The organism is Promicromonospora citrea, assembly GCF_013004695.1.
In the GTDB taxonomy this organism is placed as follows: domain Bacteria; phylum Actinomycetota; class Actinomycetes; order Actinomycetales; family Cellulomonadaceae; genus Promicromonospora; species Promicromonospora citrea.
In genome coordinates, this window is record NZ_JABEMG010000096.1 from 1 (window position 1) to 17,308 (window position 17,308).

Sequence of the window (17,308 nt, forward strand, 5' to 3'; positions counted from 1 at the left end):
ACACCGCTATCGCGATCCTGCGCCACGCCGGCTGGGACAACATCGCCCAAGCCCTACGTCATCACGCCAGAGACATCGACCGGCCCATCCACGCACTCCTACAGTCATGACTTTGCCGGGGCCCTGCACAACCCCCGGCCGGAACCGGCGCACGCAGCGACACGCGCACGGCAACCATGCCCAAGACGCGCCAACCACCAAATCGGACGAACCGCTCAGGCCGGGCTACCCACCAAGTGAATGATCGAGGCTAGCCTCGGGGTCAGCCCTACACTCACCGGACTCGAATCCCACTGGGCTGAGCTGACCGAAGCGCGAACCGCATACAACGCGGCGACCCCATAGGTCTCCTCTACGACGCGCCCACCGCAGTAACCCTGACACCTATCCACAGCCAGTCATGCCGATGCTCGTGCCCATCTACCGCTGACGCGGATGGGCGCATCGACGTTTGCCAGACCGACCTGACTCGTGGGCGATTGGGAGTTCGACCCGATGGGTCTCAAGGCGCTTATGTGTCTCTGAAGGCGCTTACGAGTCGGGCGAAGCGAGGACTCCGCGGCGGCGTATCGTCTCGCAGTAACCGGCAATCAGTGCGGTGGTGACTCCGATGCCGATGTCGAACCATGAGGTCATCGCGCCAAGCATCGCCCACCTGTCGAGGAACGCGAATGTCACGGCGAGAAGGACGCCTTGGGCGATCGTCGCGGCCAGAGCAGTGGGCAACGCCCAACGATTGAGTGCGAGCAGGAGCACGGGAGTGGTCAGTCCTGCAAGGACGTTGATCGCCCAGACGGCGCGAAGCAGTGGCGGGTAGTCGGTGAAGTAGTCGATTCCGCCGGCGCCGAACTGATCTCGGATGTAGTGCTGGTCGTGGATCAGGATGAGGACGAAGTCGCGCGCCCCGCCGACGTACAAGGCGAATGTTGCGATCGCCACTATCCACAGATGCCACGGACGTATTCGACCCCGTGATGCCTGCGAGTTCATTGTTCACCGCCTGTTCTGGTCGTGACTGAAAGTCGCACCGTTGAGTTGATGGATGTTGCGGCGGGGAGTCGCTGCGTTGGGGTGCGTCTCGTTGTCGCCTTGACTCGTCAACGAGCCTTCCTCGGTCTGACAGCTTTGGTGTGGAACAGAGGACCGGCAGGATTTACGCGTCCGTGATGGGGGCGGCGGCAGCCTCGGACACGCCTGCAGCCTCCACCACATCGAGTGCTCGTTCAAGGACCTGCAGGTCTTCCATGGTCTCGACGTCGGTGACGCGTCCCCATACCAGGGTCAGGAACTGGAACACGGTGTTCTCATACCGCCCGCCGTCAGGAAGCTCTCCAGAGACGCGAGACCGCACTGCGACACGGGTACGTCACGGCCCGCCCGAGACCAGCACCTCCTGCACGTCGAAGCGCACGCCCGGGAGCAGGCGCGTCGCACGCTCCCACCATCGGATCATCGCGCCCCTGGTGGTCCTGCGACCTCCGAGCGCGTGTTCTCCGTGGAAGCGGTACTCGAACTGCGGTGCCAGGCCATCCACCATCGTCAGATAGTCGCCCTCGTTGATCCGCTCGAACGTGGCGCGGACCTTGCTCCGAACGATGTGGTTGTACATCTCCGCTCTCTCCCTCTCGGCGTCGGAGCGTCAGCATGCCGTGACCGGCGTGGCGTGGTCAGAGTGCTGCCGCTGAGTGCGCCCCTATTCATGTTCTGGTTCTTGGTTCCTCGCGCGTCGTCGAAGTGTCCTGGTTGACCTGCACGGCTCGTGCGCCGTGGCGGCGCAGGTATCCGACTGAGGCTGCGCCGAGCAGTGGTGGCCAGAGGGCGGCGAGCAGATAGCAGCCGGCGCACACCCAGGCCCAGGCGTCGTAGTCCGCGCTCGCGAACGGGTCGACTTTGTCCCATGCGATGACGGACATCGTCACGAGGAGAGCGAGCACGAGGGCACCCGCGATGCCCGTCCCTCCGATGATCGCCGGCACGAGCCGGCGCTGATTAGTGGGCAGCCAGCGCGGGGTCACTTTCCTCGGCTCGATCGTGAGGAAGAACATGCATCCGATGGCGGTGAGTTGCATCGCCGAGAGCAGAAGGAGGTACCACGTGCCGGCGCCAGGGATGCTCTGCTGCTCGCGCCAGAGGTCTGGAGTACCGAGTGTGGCCCCCATCACCAGAGGCAGTCGCCACAGTGCGGTCGGCAGCCCGGCAACCATGCCCGCGTAGGTGCACCACTTCACCAAGTCCAGTGATCTCGACCGTGTACTGCTCATGGTGTCGTCCCGGTGTCCGCATGCCGTTCCTGCACGGGCTGACCGTCGGCTGGCGGCGGAACGGCGGTCCGTTCGGCGAGGCGTTCCAGCCGCAATCTCGGAAGGGTGTCGAGAGCGTGCCCGAGAAGTGCCGCGAGGGGTCCGTGCCGTTCGACGGTGTGTGTGACCCGCGTCTGTTGCCTCACGGGTTGCGGTGATAACTGCCACTGCCCGGTCTCGGAGAGCCCGGGCACCTGCCAGGAGATCGTGATCGTGTCGCTGTCGATGCGGGTGTAGGTGAGGGTTCCGTGGAGACCCCGGATGGCGTCGAGTCGATACTCGACGCCGGTGGTCGCGCGCGCCGGGCCTTCGACCCGTACGAAGGCAGGGTTCCAGTCGGGCAGCTCCGGTGCGTCGAGCAGGATGTCGTGCACACGCGCTACGGGGGAATCGATGATGGCGCTCAGGGATGCGATGGTCATAGCGGATGGTCCTCTCGGGGGAATCACGCGGTGTCTCGATGAGCTGAGCGTGTCGGAGGGAGGTTCATCGGTCGCCCTTCGCGATCCGTCGCGCGGTCGCCAGCAGTTCCCCACGCTCGGCCTGGTCAACGTGGTAGCCGTCGACCATGACCGCATGGATTGACCGGGTGTTGCGGATGTCGCTCATCGGGTCCGCATCCAGGATCACGAGGTCGGCCACGCGGCCCGCCTCGACCGTTCCTGCCCACTGCTCGCGCCCGAGGAACCTGGCCGGTTCCAACGTGGCGCACTGGAGGGCGCGCATCGGGGTCAGGCCCGCTGCAACGAGCTGTTCCAGTTCGACATGCAGGCTGAACCCGGGATAGAGCCCGGGGCCGACCAAGTCGGTCCCGGCGAGCAGCCTGACGCCTGCCTCGTCCATGGCGCCCACGGTCGCCAGGCGCCAATCGTACAATTCGCGGTGCTGCTCGGCTTCCGCCGGGGAACGGTGACCCCCGCAGTAGATCTCCGTCCGAAGAAAGTCCCACGAGTCGGGTGTGCCGGGTGCCATGTACTCCATCCGCTCGTCGTCGAGTCGGATCGACTCGGGGCGGTCGATCACCGCGTGGACCGCGAGGGTCGGCGTGTAGGCGACGTCGGCGGCGACGAGTCGTTCGAAGAGGGACGCCGCCCTCGCGGGGCGGTAGGACGCGACGGCCTCCCATTCGATCCGGCTGACCTGCTTGATCCAACTGCCCAGGTGGAACTCGGGGGCCGTCTGGATCCGAGACATGGCCGCTTCGAGCCGATCCATGTCCGAGGAGGCGGCCGGCCAGATGCCACCGAAGAGGTGCTCGAACGACCGCTGTCCCGACTCGATCTGCTCGGGGAACGGCACATGATCCGACCGATGGCCGGCGACGGTGGTCCCGCGCAGTTGTGCCTCGGCGAGCACGGCCCGGTACGCCTCCGACCCCAGGCGGGAGTACACCTTGATGAAGTCCGCTCCACCGTCGATCGCCTCCGCCACAGCGCGCCGCGCCTGCTCACGTGAGCCCACCGTGACGACCGGGCTGTCCGGGACGTCGGACCACAGGGCGGGACTGCCGTCGAGCAGCGGGCTGGCGATGGTCATGCGAGGCCCGAGCAGTTCGCCGGACTCGATCATCCGACGGATCTGGTGCAGTCGTGGCCGGCCCCACATCTCGCGCACCGCGGTCACGCCGTTCGCGACATACAGGCTGGCGAAGTGACGCGGGTCGTCGGTCTCCGACTCGCTGTGGACGTGCATGTCGGTGAGGCCGGGGATCAGGTACTTGCCACGGACGTCCCGGATCACGGTCTCCGGGGGGAGAGGGATGAGACTCGCCGGACCAACTGCCGTGATCACGCGGTCGATGACGATCACGGTCTGGTCTGGTCGCGGCGGTGCTCCCGTGGCGTCGATGACCGTGGCGCCGACGTAGGCCTGGGCTCGCGGGACTCGGACGCTGTCGTTGCTCATAGAGCCGTTACTCCTCCGTGCTGGTGGACTGTGGGGTCGTCACGGTGCGCAGTGCTAGCCCGGCGCAGATCGCGGCGAGCGCGAGAACGGCTGCTCCGACGACTGCGGCGACGCTGAGGCCGTGCGTGTACGCGTCGAAGGCCTGCCTCAGGAGGAGATCGGCGACCTCCGCCGGGAGTTCCTGGGCGGCGGCCACGGCCGCTCCGACGGTGTCGCCCGCGGCTTCCGCTGCGTTCTCGGCGCCGGGGACCGGGTTGGCCGTCATCGCGCCGCGATAGATCGTTCCCGCGAGCGTGCCGAGGGTGGCGATGCCGAGCGCTCCGCCGAATTCGCTGCTGGTCTCGGCGAGGGCCGAAGCCGCACCGGCCTTCTCCGGTGGGGCGGTGGTGAGCACGAGAGAGGTGACCATGGTCGCCGTCATTCCGACCCCCAGCGTCAGCGTGCTGTAGGCGACGATCAGCAGGCCGACGTGCGAGTCCGCAGTGACCAGGCTCACCCCGGCGAATCCGACCGCGGCGACCAGGAGCCCGGTCGACACCAGGAGCGCCGGGCGGACCGTGCGCGCGAGCAGGGACGCGATCGCGACGCCGAGGAAGCTGCCGGCGACGGTGGGCAGCATCCAGAGCGCGGCGGCGAGCGGCGCGAAACCGAGCACCGTCTGCATGAAGGTGACCGAGAGCAGGCCCATTCCGGCGGTGGCGAAGACGACGATGGCGTTGGCGATGATGGACCCGCTGAAGGCCGGGCGGGCGAAGAGGTGGACGTCGATCATCGGGCTCGGTGTTGTCCGCTGGCGGACGACGAAGAGTGCGGCGAAGATCGCGCCGACGACGATCGCGGCGACGGATGCCCAGCCGGCGCCGTCCTCGGCGGTCTTCTTGATGCCGTAGACGAGCGGCAGGATCGCTGCCAGCGACAGAGCGGCGCCGAGCAGGTCGAACCGGCCCGGGTGGGGGTCGCGGGCCTCGCGGATGACGAGCGGGGCGACGATGAGCAGCAGAGCCATGACGGGGATGTTGATGAGGAACACCGATCCCCAGTGGAAGTGCTCGAGCAGGAGCCCGCCGATGATCGGCCCGATGGCGACACCGCCGGTGAACGCGCCGGTCCAGATGCCGACCGCGGTGCGGCGTTGATTCTCGTCGTGGAACATGCCGCGGATGAGGGAGAGGGTGGAAGGCGCAAGGGTCGCGCCGCCCAGACCGAGAAGTGCGCGAGCCGCGATGAGCATCTCGGCGCTGGACGCGAAAGCCGCCAGCGCCGATGCCGTCCCAAACGCCACGGCGCCGATCAGGAGCAGCTTGCGCCGCCCGATCCGGTCTCCGACGCTGCCCATCGTGATGAGCAGTCCGGCCATCACGAACCCGTAGATGTCCATGATCCACAGGTGCTGACTGGCAGTGGGGGCGAGGTCGGCGCTGATCCACGGGGAGGCCATGAACAACACCGACAGGTCCATCGAGGCCAGGAGCGCGGGGAGGATCAGCACGCTCGTGCCGATCCATTCGCGGGTGGTTGCGCGAGGGGGTGTCGTGAGGGTCATATCATCACCATACACACGTCTAATACGCGCGTACAAGACGGATGTATGGCTTCGGGTTAGGATCGGGAGTATGGGACAGCGTCAGGATCTCCTTGCCGGGGCGAAGCGGTGCATCGCCGAGAAGGGGTATTCGCGTACGACGGCGCGTGATATCACCGCTGCGTCGGGCGCGAATCTCGCCGCGATCGGCTACCACTTCGGCTCGAAGGAGGCACTGCTTAACGCCGCGGTCCTCGAGTCCTTCGATGAGTGGGGCACCGCGATCGAGCAGGCTCGCATCGGTTCGGAGGCGGCCGAGCCGCTCGCGCGCCTAGAGCAGTTCCTCGAGGGCTTCCTCGCCGGATCCGTCGAGCAGCGAGCCACGCTCGTGGCGAGCGTGCAGGCATTCGCCGAAGCGGAGTTCGCGCCCCAGGTACAGGAGCAGCTCGCCGCGACCTATGAGCGCAACCGTCGGAGCATCGCCGCGATGCTGCTCGACATCGAGCCCACCGCCGTCGACGAAGCCGGCCGGCAGCTCGGATCCCTCGTCCTTGCCGTCATCATCGGCACCGCTTTGCAGTGGCTTATCGAGCCAGAGGCCACCCCATCCGCATCCGCCCTCATCGCCGCCGTGAGCGCGCTGGCCATGGCGAACGGGCCCGGCGGCAGCGGTTAGCCGAGGGGAGGTCGTGGAGCGAATCCTCCGCGTGTGCGGACCGGGCCGATGGTTCGCGTGCCCACCGAGCGGTGGGTGGCCGAGCGCGATCACTCGCGTTGCCGCGCGCTGCGCGCATCCAGTCCCGCGAGCGCGGCGAGGTAGTCCCTCGGCCGCTCGTGGTGCACAAGCCGCCCGCCGGAGATCGGCACGAGCTCCGCGTCGGCGAGCCGCTCGAGCGCGCGCATGGCATCGTCGACGTCCGTCGCTGGCTTGAGTACGCCGTTCTCGTCGTAGGAAGTGCCGTGCTTGTCGTGCCACTACCGCGTGTGGATCAGCGTGGTCGGTGCGCGGACAACGGCCAGTGCAGCGTCGGTGTCGAAGCCCTCGTGCCAGCGCCCTGTGTTCCATGAGCTGCCGAATGCGGGGTCATAGGCGACCATTCCCTCGAACCAGACGTCGACCGCCCGCGGCAGGAACTAGATGCGAAGCGGCTCGCCGGGCGTCAGTCGATCCAGCGCAGCGCCCAACGCGTGAGTTGCGGAGCAGCCCTGCCGAAGAACTCGAAGTAGTCGGCCCGCTCCAGGTAGTAGCGCTGGAAGTCCGTGTCCCGCTGGTGGCGCAGGTACTCCGCCGCGACACGGTGCAGCACGGCGCCGGTCGTCTTGTCGCCCCGCGGCGGCACCGACGAGAACAATGACGGGTCTTCCAAGAGAGCGCCCGCACCATCCCCATGTGCTGTGCCGCGATCCGCAGCGTGAGCACGCCACCGGACGAGTGCCCGAGGTAGTTGGACGTGGGTCGAGGTCGCCCGGGGTTAGCGGCGTCGACGCACTCACAGCCCCTGCCCAGCCTGGGCTTCAGCCCTACATTCGCCGGCTCGAAGCCCACTGGGCGGAGCTGGCCGAAGCGCGAACCGCAAGCCGACCTCCATCAGACTCAACCCGTCGGTGTGCAACTCGACGGCTTCGCCGAGGTCGCACTCATTTGAAACCGCGTCTGCGGATCGGGATCGAACGGCGGACCAGATGGGCCGCCGCCGTGCGGCGGTGAACGCTGAACCGCTCGCCCAACTCCACCAGCGTCGCGCCCTCCTGGTAGAGAGCTACCAGCTCGTCTACCTGTGCCGGGCTCAGAAAGGTTTGAGTCATCCCAACTGCACGCACCACCCGACCCCGCTCGTCCACTACAGACGGCTCCAGCGGCCTGCGGTCCCGCTGGTAGACACCCCGCGACCTGCGAGAAGCCACGGTTTTCACAGCCGGGCAGGGGTTCTCGAACTCTCTACGGAGGCGCCGGACGTCGTGCACCAACCGCGTGGCACGGCTTGGCAAGACGTTCTTGACCTATCAGGATGAAGCCGTGACTCCAGGAACACGCTCCGCAGTGCTCGGACGTCGGGGTGGTGTGGACCCGGACGTTGCGGAGCAGCTCGGCTTCACGGTGCACGACGTCGTGCAGGACCTGCGCCGCGACGTCGCCGCCGCGACCCTGCCCCTGCCCATCGAGGGCGCCGAGGAGGCCGAGGCCTCCCGCGAACGCCTGCTCGCGCAGCTCGACGAGCACCTGCTGCCGCGGCTGGGCGAGCTGTCCAGCCCGGCCGTCGTGGTGCTCGCGGGCTCGACCGGCGCCGGCAAGTCCACGCTCTTCAACAGCCTCCTGCGCGAGGAGGTCTCCGAGGCGGGTGTGCTGCGCCCGACCACGCGCGAGCCCGTCGTGGGCGTCCATCCGCGCGACGTCGACACGCTCACCCCCGGCCCGGTCACGGAGCTGGCGCGCCTCGTCAAGCACGAGGGCGTGCCGCGCGGCACCGCGCTGATGGACGCGCCGGACCTCGACTCGTTCCTCTCCGAGAACCGCTCCACGGCCCACCAGCTCCTCGAGGCCGCGGACCTCTGGCTCTTCGTGACGACGGCGGCCCGGTACGGCGACGCGCTGCCGTGGCAGGCGCTCGACCGCGCGAGGGAGCGCGGCGCGAGCGTCGCGATGGTGCTCAACCGGGTGCCGAAGGAGAACCTGACCACGATCCGGGCCGACCTCAACTCGCGGCTCAAGGAGCGCGGCATGAAGGACGTGCCGCTGTTCGTGGTGCCCGACGTCGGACCGCACGAGGGGCTGCTGGAGCCGAAGCTCGTCGAGCCGATCCAGCGCTGGCTGCACCTCATGGCGGGCCCGGAGCGCTCCCGCACGATCATCCTGCGCACCCTCAAGGGCGCGCTGGGCGCGCTGCCCGAGTGGGTGATGGGTCTCGTCTCCGCCGTCGAGCAGCAGGGCACCGCCGCGTTCGACCTGCGCAACGCCGTCGAGGCGGTGGTGCCGGACGCGCAGGTCGCCGCGCGCACGAGCGTGCTGTCCGGTGCGGTCGGCGAGGGCACGGTCGCCACCCGGTTCGCCGAGCTCGCGGGCACCCACCACATCGACCGCGTCACGGTGCGCGACGGGATCGCGCGGACCACCAAGCGTGCCGGCCGGAACCGGGAGACCGCCCTGGCGCGGCTGCGCGAGGAGATCCAGGACGCGGCCGCCCGCGCGTTCGTCGCGGCGGGCGTGCGCACGCAGGAGCAGCTGCAGACGGTGCTCGCCGGGCCGGGCGCGCTGCCGGCCGGCGAGCTGCTCCTGCCGTCCGGCTCCGCGCGCTCCGAGGAGCGGACCGCCCGCGGTCAGGAGGCGGCGGCCGCGTGGTGCCGCCGGGGCGACGAGCTCGTCGGCAGGCTCGCCGACGTCGCGGAGAAGAGCGAGGAGCCCGATGCCGAGGCGCGCGTGGCCGGTGCCCGCAAGGCGTTCGGCGACAGCGGTCTCGCGACGCTCCTGCTCGGCGCGGCGCTCGGCAACGAGGAGTGCGTCCACGTGATCGACCGCGTGCTCGGCGAGATCACCGTCGACCAGATCGAGGAGCTCCAGGACGAGCTGGCCCAGCAGGCAGCGCTAGCGGTTGCGGAAGAGGCCCGTTCTGTCCAGAGTGCCCTTGACGTCCCCGCCCTCGCCGATGACGCGGCCGCACCGCTGCGCGTGCGGCTGGCCGAGCTCAGGAGGCTGACATGACGAGCCAGGATGCGACGCTCGGCGCGCGCACCGAGGACCTCGGGCGCGCGCTGCAGATCGCCGGGTCGCGTCTCGACGACACCGTGTTCGGCACGGTGGCCAGCTCTGTCGCCGGGGTGCGCGAGCGGCTCGCGCTCGGCGTCGACCACACCGTCGTCGCCCTCGCCGGTGGCACCGGCTCGGGCAAGCCGAGCACGTTCAACAAGATCTCGCGCCTCACGTTCGCCGACGTCGGCGTCAAGCGCCCGACCACGGCCAAGGTCACCGCGTGCTCCTGGAGCGACGACGCCTCCGCGCTGCTCGACTGGCTCGGCGTCGAGCGGGAGCGCCGGATCACCCGCGCGGGCGAGCTCGACGCGGCCGACGAGGCGAGCCTGGCCGGCCTCGTGCTGCTGGACCTGCCCGACCACGACTCGGTCGCGCCCGGGCACCGCGAGGTGGTCGACAAGGTGCTGCCGCTGGTCGACCTCCTCGTGTGGGTCGTGGATCCCCAGAAGTACGCCGACGACGCGCTGCACACCGGCTACCTGCGTGACACGCCCGGCATGCAGGCGTCCACGGTGGTGGTGCTCAACCAGATCGATACCGTCCCCGTCGGGCAGCGCGAGAACCTCGTCAACGACGTCAAGCGCCTCCTGCGCGACGACGGCCTCGAGGACGTGCCCGTCGTGGCCGCCTCGACCAAGACCGACGTCGGCATCGCCGAGCTGCGCGGGCTGCTCGAGCAGACCGTCGCGCGCCGCTCCGTCGCGGCCGGCCGGGCGGCCGGCGAGCTCGACGCCGCGGCCGCGCTGCTGCTCAGCCAGACGCCGGCGGAGGTGCCCTGGCACATCGACACCGTGCTGGAGCGTGAGATCGACGCGCTGGCGCGCGCTGCGGGGCTGGAGTCCGTGGCGGCGCAGGTGGGCGCCGCGGTGCGCAACGGCTACGGGTCGCCCGAGTTCCGGCCGCCGGACGCCGATGCGATCGCCCTGTCGCGGTCCCGCTGGCTGACCGGCGCGGGGGAGGCGCTCAAGCCGGGCTGGCAGCGGTCGCTCGCCTCGGGCGTCGCGTCCGCCCAGGAGCTGGCCGGTGCGGTCACGTCCGCCCTGCAGGGCATCTCCCTGGACACCCGCGGTCCGACGACACAGCGCCTCACCCGCCGGCTCGCCCTCGGTGCGGTGGTCGTCGCCGTCGTGCTCGGCCTCCTCACGGTGCTCGCCGCGCTCGACCTGCTGCCGGTCGGCGACACGGCGGCCACCGTGCTCGGCGTCCTGGCCATCGCCGCGGCCGTGACGGCGCTCGTGGCGTTCCTCACCGGGATGCAGGTGCGCAGAGCGCTGGCGGCGCGGCGCACGCAGGGTGTGATCGCCTCCGGCCGTGCCGCGCTCGAGCGGGTGCTGCGCCAGACCATGGGCGTACCGACCCAGAAGCTGCTCGACGAGCACCGCGCGGTGCGCGAGCTCGCACAGAGCGCACGCGACGACGGACCCTCGGAACCGCTGCGCCTGGCCGGGAGCTCGACCACAGGGGCCGCGATGCCGCCTGCGTCCCCAGGTACGGTCCGGCTGAGCGATCTGGGCACGGTCCGCGCCTGATGCTGGGTGCGGGCCGGCCGCTCGGGCCGGCCCGGACACCCAGGAGGGCCCATGAAGGACGTCGTGGTGACGGTGTCGGGCTTCGCGGGCAGCAACCCCGCGCTGCACGTGACCCCGGACAAGGACAAGGAGTGGACGTCGTTCCGCGTGGCGAGCACCCGCCGCTACGTGAACGACGACGGCGAGTGGACCGACGGCAGGACGCTGTGGTTCACCGTCAAGGCGTGGCGGGCGGCCGCGCAGAACGTGGTCCGGTCGGTGCGCAAGGGCGACCCGGTGGTCGTGACCGGCCGGCTCGAGGTCGACGAGTGGACCGGGCCCGACGGTCAGGAGCGCGTCTCGCTCGTGATCGCCGCCTCGGCCGTCGGCATCGACGCGACCCGGGGCAGGGTCGAGTTCTCCCGGCTCGTGCACCACGGCCGGCCTGCCGACGACCCGTTCGCGGTCGTGCCGCCGGACGAGGGCGGTGAGGCACGGCCCGACGCGCCGCTGCCCGACGGCGGGCTCGACGGGGTGCCCGACCTCGACGGCACGGGGCGGCGGGAGCTGGTGACCGCGTAGGCTTGGGGAAGCCGTGCTCCGCGGTCGGCGGGTGCCGGGCACGCCCGGGCGCACGCCGCCGGCACCCGCTCCGCGTGAGCGCACCCCGTCCCGAGCACGGATCCGGGCACGAGTTCCGAGCACGAATCACGAGTACCTACCCCGAACGGTGGATCACAGGCAGTGGCTGAGTTCATCTACTCCATGTACAAGGCGCGCAAGGCGCACGGCGACAAGGTCATCCTCGATGACGTCTCGCTGAACTTCCTGCCCGGCGCCAAGATCGGCGTCGTCGGCCCCAACGGCGCCGGAAAGTCCACGATCCTCAAGATCATGGCCGGGCTGGACACCCCGTCGAACGGCGAGGCGCGCCTCTCGCCGGGCTACACGGTGGGCATCCTGCAGCAGGAGCCGCCGCTGAACGAGGAGAAGACCGTCCTCGGTAACGTCCAGGAGGCCGTCGGCGACATCCTGGCCAAGAAGCAGCGGTTCGACGAGATCTCGGCGCTGATGGCCGAGCCCGACGCCGACTTCGACGCGCTGCTGGCCGAGATGGGCACGCTGCAGGAGGAGATCGACGCGGCCGACGCCTGGGACCTCGACTCCCAGCTCGAGCAGGCGATGGACGCCCTGCGCTGCCCGCCGCCGGACGCGGACGTGACGGTGCTCTCGGGTGGTGAGCGCCGCCGCGTGGCGCTGTGCAAGCTGCTCCTGGAGAAGCCCGACCTGCTGCTGCTCGACGAGCCCACCAACCACCTCGACGCCGAGTCGGTGCTGTGGCTCGAGCAGCACCTGGCCTCCTACCCCGGCGCCGTGCTCGCCGTGACCCACGACCGGTACTTCCTCGACCACGTCGCCGAGTGGATCTGCGAGGTCGACCGCGGCCGTCTCTACCCGTACGAGGGCAACTACTCGACCTACCTCGAGAAGAAGCAGGCCCGCCTGGAGGTCCAGGGCAAGAAGGACGCCAAGCTGTCCAAGCGCCTCAAGGAGGAGCTGGAGTGGGTGCGGTCCAACGCCAAGGGCCGCCAGACCAAGTCGAAGGCGCGCCTCGCCCGGTACGAGGAGATGGCGGCCGAGGCGGAGCGCACCAAGAAGCTCGACTTCGAGGAGATCCAGATCCCCGCGGGCCCGCGCATGGGCTCGCTGGTCCTGGAGGCCACCGACCTCAAGAAGGGCTTCGACGACCGCGTGCTCATCGACGGCCTGTCGTTCACGCTGCCGCGCAACGGCATCGTCGGCGTCATCGGCCCGAACGGCGTCGGCAAGACCACGCTCTTCAAGACCATCGTGGGCCTGGAGCCGCTCGACGGCGGCGAGCTGAAGGTCGGCGAGACGGTCTCGATCTCGTACGTCGACCAGTCGCGCGGCGGCATCGACCCGAAGAAGACCCTGTGGGAGGTCGTGTCCGACGGCCTCGACTTCATCAAGGTCGGCAACGTCGAGATCCCCTCGCGTGCCTACGTCGCGTCCTTCGGGTTCAAGGGCCCGGACCAGCAGAAGCCCGCCGGCGTGCTGTCGGGCGGTGAGCGCAACCGCCTCAACCTCGCGCTCACGCTCAAGCAGGGCGGCAACCTGCTGCTCCTCGACGAGCCCACCAACGACCTCGACGTCGAGACCCTGGGCTCGCTGGAGAACGCCCTGCTGGAGTTCCCGGGCTGCGCCGTCGTGGTCTCCCACGACCGGTGGTTCCTCGACCGCGTGGCGACCCACATCCTGGCCTACGAGGGCACGGAGGAGAACCCGGCGAACTGGTACTGGTTCGAGGGCAACTTCGAGTCGTACGAGGCCAACAAGGTGGAGCGCCTCGGCGCCGACGCCGCGCGGCCGCACCGCGTCACCTACCGTCGCCTGACGCGCGACTGACGCGCGGACCGGACGGTTGGCACGAGCGCCCGGTCTCCCGGTTCGTCGGGAGGCCGGGCGCTTCGTCGTGATGCCCGGCGTGCCCGACCTGACAAAAGGGGTTAATGCGACAGAGAATCCTTGCCGCACCCTGACATCTCCGACAAGATGCCGCGGTGAGCCCCATGCGACGGCCAGGCTGGAACGACCTTCCACCTGCTCTGCGATCGCGGATCAACCACCTGCTCGGTGCCCGCGTGCTCGCGGCGAGCGTGCCGCGCGACTCCGGGGTCCTGCCCGGGACGCACCTGCAGGTGCAGACGAGCCAGGGCAACGCGTTCCTCAAGGCCGTGGACGCCCAGAACCCCGCGCGACTGGACCTGCTGCGCCAGGAGATCGCGCTCAACCCGCTGCTGCCGCCGGGAACGCCGAGGCCCGAGCTGGAGTGGTCGCTCGACGAGGAGCTGCCCGGGCTGGGTACGTGGGTCGCGGTCGCGTACCGGATGCGCGCGACGCTGCGCCCGGTCGACCTGGACTGGCCGGACGAGGACGTCGCGGGGCTGGTGCGGGCGGTGCGGTCCATCGGCGAGATCGAGGCGCCGGACGACCCGATGTTCGTGCCGGAGGTCAAGGCGTTCCCCACCCAGGCGTGGGAGGTGCTGGCCGACCGGCGCCCGGCCAGGCTCGCGAACCACTCGCCCTGGCTGGCGGGCCGGCTCGAGGGCCTCGCCGAGATCGCGGCGCACGCGCCCGAGGCGATCGCGGGCACGAGCCTGCAGCACGGCATGCTGCGGGTGCAGAACGTGCTGCTCCCGACGGTCCCGGGCCAGGAGCCGCTCGTCACCGACTGGGTCCGCGGGGGCGTCGGCGCCCCGTACCTCGACCTCGTCTCGATGCTGCTGCACGTGCGCGTGCACGGCGGCCCGCCGCCCGAGGCGACCCTGCGCAGGCACGGCCTGCCCGCCGGCACCGACCCGGACGCGGTGACCTGCTGGATCGCCGTCCTGGCCGGGCACTACGTGCACTCGTCGATGGAACCGCCGCCGCCGGACGCACCGGAGCAGCGTGCCGCCGAGCACCGCCTGGCGCGGGCCGCGGTGGCCTGGTTGCAGACCCGCCTGGGGTACTGACCAGGTGCCGGGCGGCGACGAGCCGTCTCGCATACGGTTTGTGGTTTGCGGGTGAAAGCCCAGGCAGGCAAACTCCGGCCATGAGTGCTGTCCGCCGGCCGGCGTGGTCCGACCTCCCCCCGTCCGTCCGGTCCCGGGTGAGCGAGACCCTGGGCGGGCGCGTCATCGGCTCCGCCCCGCTGGCCGGCACCGAGAGCTCCGGCCAGCTCGAGGTGCTCCAGACGGCGTCGAGCCGGTGGATCGTCCGGGCGGTGGGCCCTGAGGCGCCCGTGACGCAGGACCGTCTGGCCGCGGAGGAGGCCTTCCTCGCCCTGCTGCCCGACGACGTGCCGACGCCGCCGCGCGAGTGGTTCGTGGACGAGGTGCTGCCGGGCGCGGGCCGCTGGGTGGCCCTGGGCTACCGCGACGAGCCGGTGCGGCCGCCGCGCGACCCCTGGGACGAGGCGGACCTCGCCGCCGCCGTCGAGCTCGCGATCCAGATCGGCACCCTCGACGCGCCCCCGGAGCTGCCCGACGCCCTCGACGTGATCGACGTCGGCGCCTGGGCCACGCTGGCCGCGACCCGGCCCGCCGGGCTGTCGGCGTTCACGCCCTGGCTCGTCGACAAGGTCGAGCACCTCGCGGACATCGCGGGGCACGCGCCCGAGGCGATGTCGGGCAAGAACCTGGTGCACGGCGCGCTGCGCCGCGAGTCGATCATGATCACGGACCACGGGTGGGACGCCACGAGCGCCCACGCCGTGGACTGGTTCATGCCGTCGCGCGGAGCCGCCTTCCTCGACGTCGTGCTGCTGCTGCCGTACCTGCGGGTCGACGGTGCGCCCCCGCCCGAGGTCGTGCTCGACCGGCACCCGCTGGCCGGCGTCGACCCCGAGGCGCTGACCTGCGCCGTCGCCGCGGTCGCCGGGGCGCTCGTGCTGGGGTCCATGCAGCCGCCCGAGCCGGGCATGCCGCACGAGCGGGCCGTGCAGCGCGAGGCGGCGCACGCGGCGCTCGAGTGGCTGCGCACGCGGCTCGGCAACTGACGCCGCCCCGGGACGCGCCGGCGCGTCTCGGGGGCACGCCCGAGCCTGACCAGGGACTCTGCGGCAGACTGTCGGCATGAGCGATCAGCCCGACGCCGCGCCTCGCCCCGCGCCCGACGACGGCTCCGCGCTGACGGGCGCGCTCGAGGTGCTCCGCGCACGGCTCGGCGCGCTCCGGCTGCCGCTGGAGACGGCGGGCGCCGCCGCGGCACGCACCGAGCTGCGGCGTGCCACCGACCAGCTCGACGACTACCTGCTGCCGCGCCTGCGGGCGCAGAAGGCGCCGCTGCTCGTCGTGGTCGGGGGCTCGACCGGCGCGGGCAAGTCGACGCTCGTCAACTCGCTGCTGGGCGAGCAGGTCACCCAGCCGGGCGTCCTGCGGCCCACCACGAAGGCGCCCGTGCTGGTGCATCACCCGCTCGACGCGCGCTGGTTCTCCACCGACCGGGTGCTGCCCGGCCTCGCCCGCGTGACGGGCGCCGCCGCCGAGCCCGGCCGGTCGCTGCGCCTCGTCGCGAGCGACGCGCTGCCCCACGGGCTCGCGCTGCTCGACGCGCCCGACATCGACTCGGTCGACACCGCGAACCGCGAGCTGGCCGCGCAGCTCCTCGGGGCGGCGGACCTGTGGCTGTTCGTCACGACGTCCGCCCGCTACGCCGACGCCGTGCCCTGGGACCTGCTGCAGCAGGCCGCAGCGCGCAAGGCTCAGGTCGCCATCGTGCTGGACCGGGTGGACCCCGGCGCCGAGGCCACGGCCGACGACCTGCGGGACATGATGGAGGAGCAGGGTCTGGCGCAGAGCCCGCTCTTCGTCGTCGGCGAGGCCGAGCTGACCGACGGGCTGCTGCCGGAGCAGAGCGTCGGCGACGTGTCGCGCTGGCTCACCGGGCTGGGCGGGGACGCCGAGGCCCGCCGGCGGGTCATCTCCGCGACGCGGGACGGCGTGGTCGACGCGCTCGTGCTGCGCGCCGCGGAGCTCGCGGACGCCGTCGACGAGCAGCGCGCCGCCGACGCCCGGCTGCGGCACGCCGTGGAGCGCGCCTACGCGGACGCCGTCACCCAGGTGACCGCCGCGACGTCGGACGGGGCGCTGCTGCGCGGCGAGGTGCTCGCGCGCTGGCAGGACTTCGTCGGGACGGGGGAGTTCTTCCGCGCCGTGGAGCAGGGCATCGGCCGGTTCCGCGACGCGGTGACGGGGTTCTTCCGCGGCACGCCGCGCGAGGCGCCTCAGGTGGAGCAGGCCATCGCGCACGGGCTCGAGTCCGTGGTGCTCGACGCCGCTGAGGAGGCCGCCGAGCGCTCCTACCAGGCGTGGCGCGGCGACGCGGCAGGCGCGGCCCTGCTCGAGGGTCTGGAGCTGCTGCGCACCCCCGCGACGTTGCGGGCCGACGTCGGCGAGCAGATCCGCGCCTGGCAGGGCGACGTGCTGGGGCTCGTGCGCGAGCAGGGCGAGTCCAAGCGGGGCAGGGCCCGCGCACTGTCGTTCGGCGTCAACGGGCTGGGTGTCGCGCTCATGATCTTCGTCTTCGCCTCCACGGGCGGCCTCACCGGCATCGAGGTCGGTATCGCCGGCGGCTCGGCCGTGCTCGCCCAGCGGCTGCTCGAGGCGGTGTTCGGGGAGGACGCCGTCCGCGGGCTGGCCGTGCAGGCCCGCGACCGCCTGCGCGCGCGCATCCAGGCGGTCATGGACGGGCAGGCCGCGCGCTACACCGCGCAGCTCGACGCCCTGGGCGCGGCGGACGCGTCGGGGACCAGCCTGCGCGAGGC

At 71.0% G+C, this 17,308-nt stretch carries 17 protein-coding genes; 8 read left to right on the forward strand and 9 right to left on the reverse strand.

Annotated elements, in window-relative coordinates; translation table 11 throughout:
- Nucleotides 1-531 precede the first annotated feature (531 nt).
- The 7 genes from HLB15_RS16740 to HLB15_RS16765 form a co-directional block, all read right to left on the reverse strand.
- Nucleotides 532-990, reverse strand: coding sequence for a hypothetical protein (locus tag HLB15_RS16740; protein ID WP_171106898.1), 459 nt, complete (start codon nucleotides 988-990; stop codon nucleotides 532-534).
- Nucleotides 991-1,153: 163 nt separating this feature from the next.
- The gene (locus HLB15_RS23825) at nucleotides 1,154-1,297 is read right to left on the reverse strand and encodes a hypothetical protein (RefSeq protein ID WP_212759985.1); all 144 of its coding nucleotides are present in this window, start codon (nucleotides 1,295-1,297) and stop codon (nucleotides 1,154-1,156) included.
- 69 nt (nucleotides 1,298-1,366) lie between these two features.
- Nucleotides 1,367-1,609, reverse strand: coding sequence for a nuclear transport factor 2 family protein (locus tag HLB15_RS23830; RefSeq protein ID WP_212759986.1), 243 nt, complete (start codon nucleotides 1,607-1,609; stop codon nucleotides 1,367-1,369).
- An 88-nt stretch (nucleotides 1,610-1,697) separates the two neighbouring features.
- Nucleotides 1,698-2,261 (reverse strand): hypothetical protein, encoded by a 564-nt coding sequence (locus HLB15_RS16750; RefSeq protein WP_171106899.1) that lies wholly within the window; start codon nucleotides 2,259-2,261, stop codon nucleotides 1,698-1,700.
- A complete protein-coding gene (locus tag HLB15_RS16755; RefSeq protein WP_171106900.1) occupies nucleotides 2,258-2,722 on the reverse strand; it encodes an SRPBCC family protein in 465 nt (154 codons plus the stop codon). The genes HLB15_RS16750 and HLB15_RS16755 overlap by 4 nt, the downstream gene beginning before the upstream one ends.
- A 64-nt stretch (nucleotides 2,723-2,786) precedes the next feature.
- On the reverse strand, nucleotides 2,787-4,205 hold the full coding sequence (locus tag HLB15_RS16760) for an amidohydrolase family protein (RefSeq protein ID WP_171106901.1): 1,419 nt from the start codon (nucleotides 4,203-4,205) through the stop codon (nucleotides 2,787-2,789).
- A gap of 7 nt (nucleotides 4,206-4,212) precedes the next feature.
- The gene (locus tag HLB15_RS16765; protein ID WP_171106902.1) at nucleotides 4,213-5,748 is read right to left on the reverse strand and encodes an MFS transporter; all 1,536 of its coding nucleotides are present in this window, start codon (nucleotides 5,746-5,748) and stop codon (nucleotides 4,213-4,215) included.
- A 70-nt stretch (nucleotides 5,749-5,818) separates the two neighbouring features.
- On the opposite strand from HLB15_RS16765, the gene HLB15_RS16770 reads away from it, so the two are divergent.
- On the forward strand, nucleotides 5,819-6,403 hold the full coding sequence (locus HLB15_RS16770) for a TetR/AcrR family transcriptional regulator (protein WP_171106903.1): 585 nt from the start codon (nucleotides 5,819-5,821) through the stop codon (nucleotides 6,401-6,403).
- Between the two features lie 89 nt (nucleotides 6,404-6,492).
- On the opposite strand, the gene HLB15_RS16775 is transcribed toward HLB15_RS16770, so the two are convergent.
- Together HLB15_RS16775 and HLB15_RS16780 are read right to left on the reverse strand one after the other, a co-directional pair.
- Nucleotides 6,493-6,630: a hypothetical protein gene (locus HLB15_RS16775; RefSeq protein WP_171106904.1), complete on the reverse strand. Its 138-nt coding sequence runs from the start codon at nucleotides 6,628-6,630 to the stop codon at nucleotides 6,493-6,495.
- Between the two features lie 257 nt (nucleotides 6,631-6,887).
- Nucleotides 6,888-7,094, reverse strand: coding sequence for a hypothetical protein (locus HLB15_RS16780; RefSeq protein ID WP_189087068.1), 207 nt, complete (start codon nucleotides 7,092-7,094; stop codon nucleotides 6,888-6,890).
- 650 nt (nucleotides 7,095-7,744) lie between these two features.
- Here HLB15_RS16780 and HLB15_RS16785 point away from each other — a divergent pair.
- The 7 genes from HLB15_RS16785 to HLB15_RS16815 form a co-directional block, all read left to right on the forward strand.
- Entirely contained in the window at nucleotides 7,745-9,424 is a 1,680-nt protein-coding gene (locus tag HLB15_RS16785; protein WP_311979587.1) for a GTPase, read from the forward strand.
- A complete protein-coding gene (locus HLB15_RS16790; protein ID WP_171106906.1) occupies nucleotides 9,421-11,001 on the forward strand; it encodes a P-loop NTPase family protein in 1,581 nt (526 codons plus the stop codon). Before HLB15_RS16785 ends, HLB15_RS16790 begins: the two co-directional genes overlap by 4 nt.
- Nucleotides 11,002-11,052: 51 nt before the next feature.
- On the forward strand, nucleotides 11,053-11,562 hold the full coding sequence (locus tag HLB15_RS16795; protein WP_171106907.1) for a single-stranded DNA-binding protein: 510 nt from the start codon (nucleotides 11,053-11,055) through the stop codon (nucleotides 11,560-11,562).
- Nucleotides 11,563-11,724: 162 nt separating this feature from the next.
- Complete coding sequence (gene ettA / locus HLB15_RS16800; RefSeq protein WP_171106908.1) at nucleotides 11,725-13,407, forward strand: energy-dependent translational throttle protein EttA; 1,683 nt, start codon at nucleotides 11,725-11,727, stop codon at nucleotides 13,405-13,407.
- Between the two features lie 164 nt (nucleotides 13,408-13,571).
- Nucleotides 13,572-14,516 carry a phosphotransferase gene (locus HLB15_RS16805; protein WP_229785541.1) on the forward strand — a complete coding sequence of 315 codons (945 nt, stop codon included), beginning with the start codon at nucleotides 13,572-13,574 and terminating at the stop codon, nucleotides 14,514-14,516.
- Between the two features lie 137 nt (nucleotides 14,517-14,653).
- Nucleotides 14,654-15,541 carry a hypothetical protein gene (locus HLB15_RS16810; RefSeq protein WP_212759988.1) on the forward strand — a complete coding sequence of 296 codons (888 nt, stop codon included), beginning with the start codon at nucleotides 14,654-14,656 and terminating at the stop codon, nucleotides 15,539-15,541.
- Between the two features lie 76 nt (nucleotides 15,542-15,617).
- Nucleotides 15,618-17,308, forward strand: a 1,691-nt coding sequence (locus HLB15_RS16815; protein WP_249360248.1) for a GTPase family protein, incomplete at its 3' end; no start/stop codon positions are given.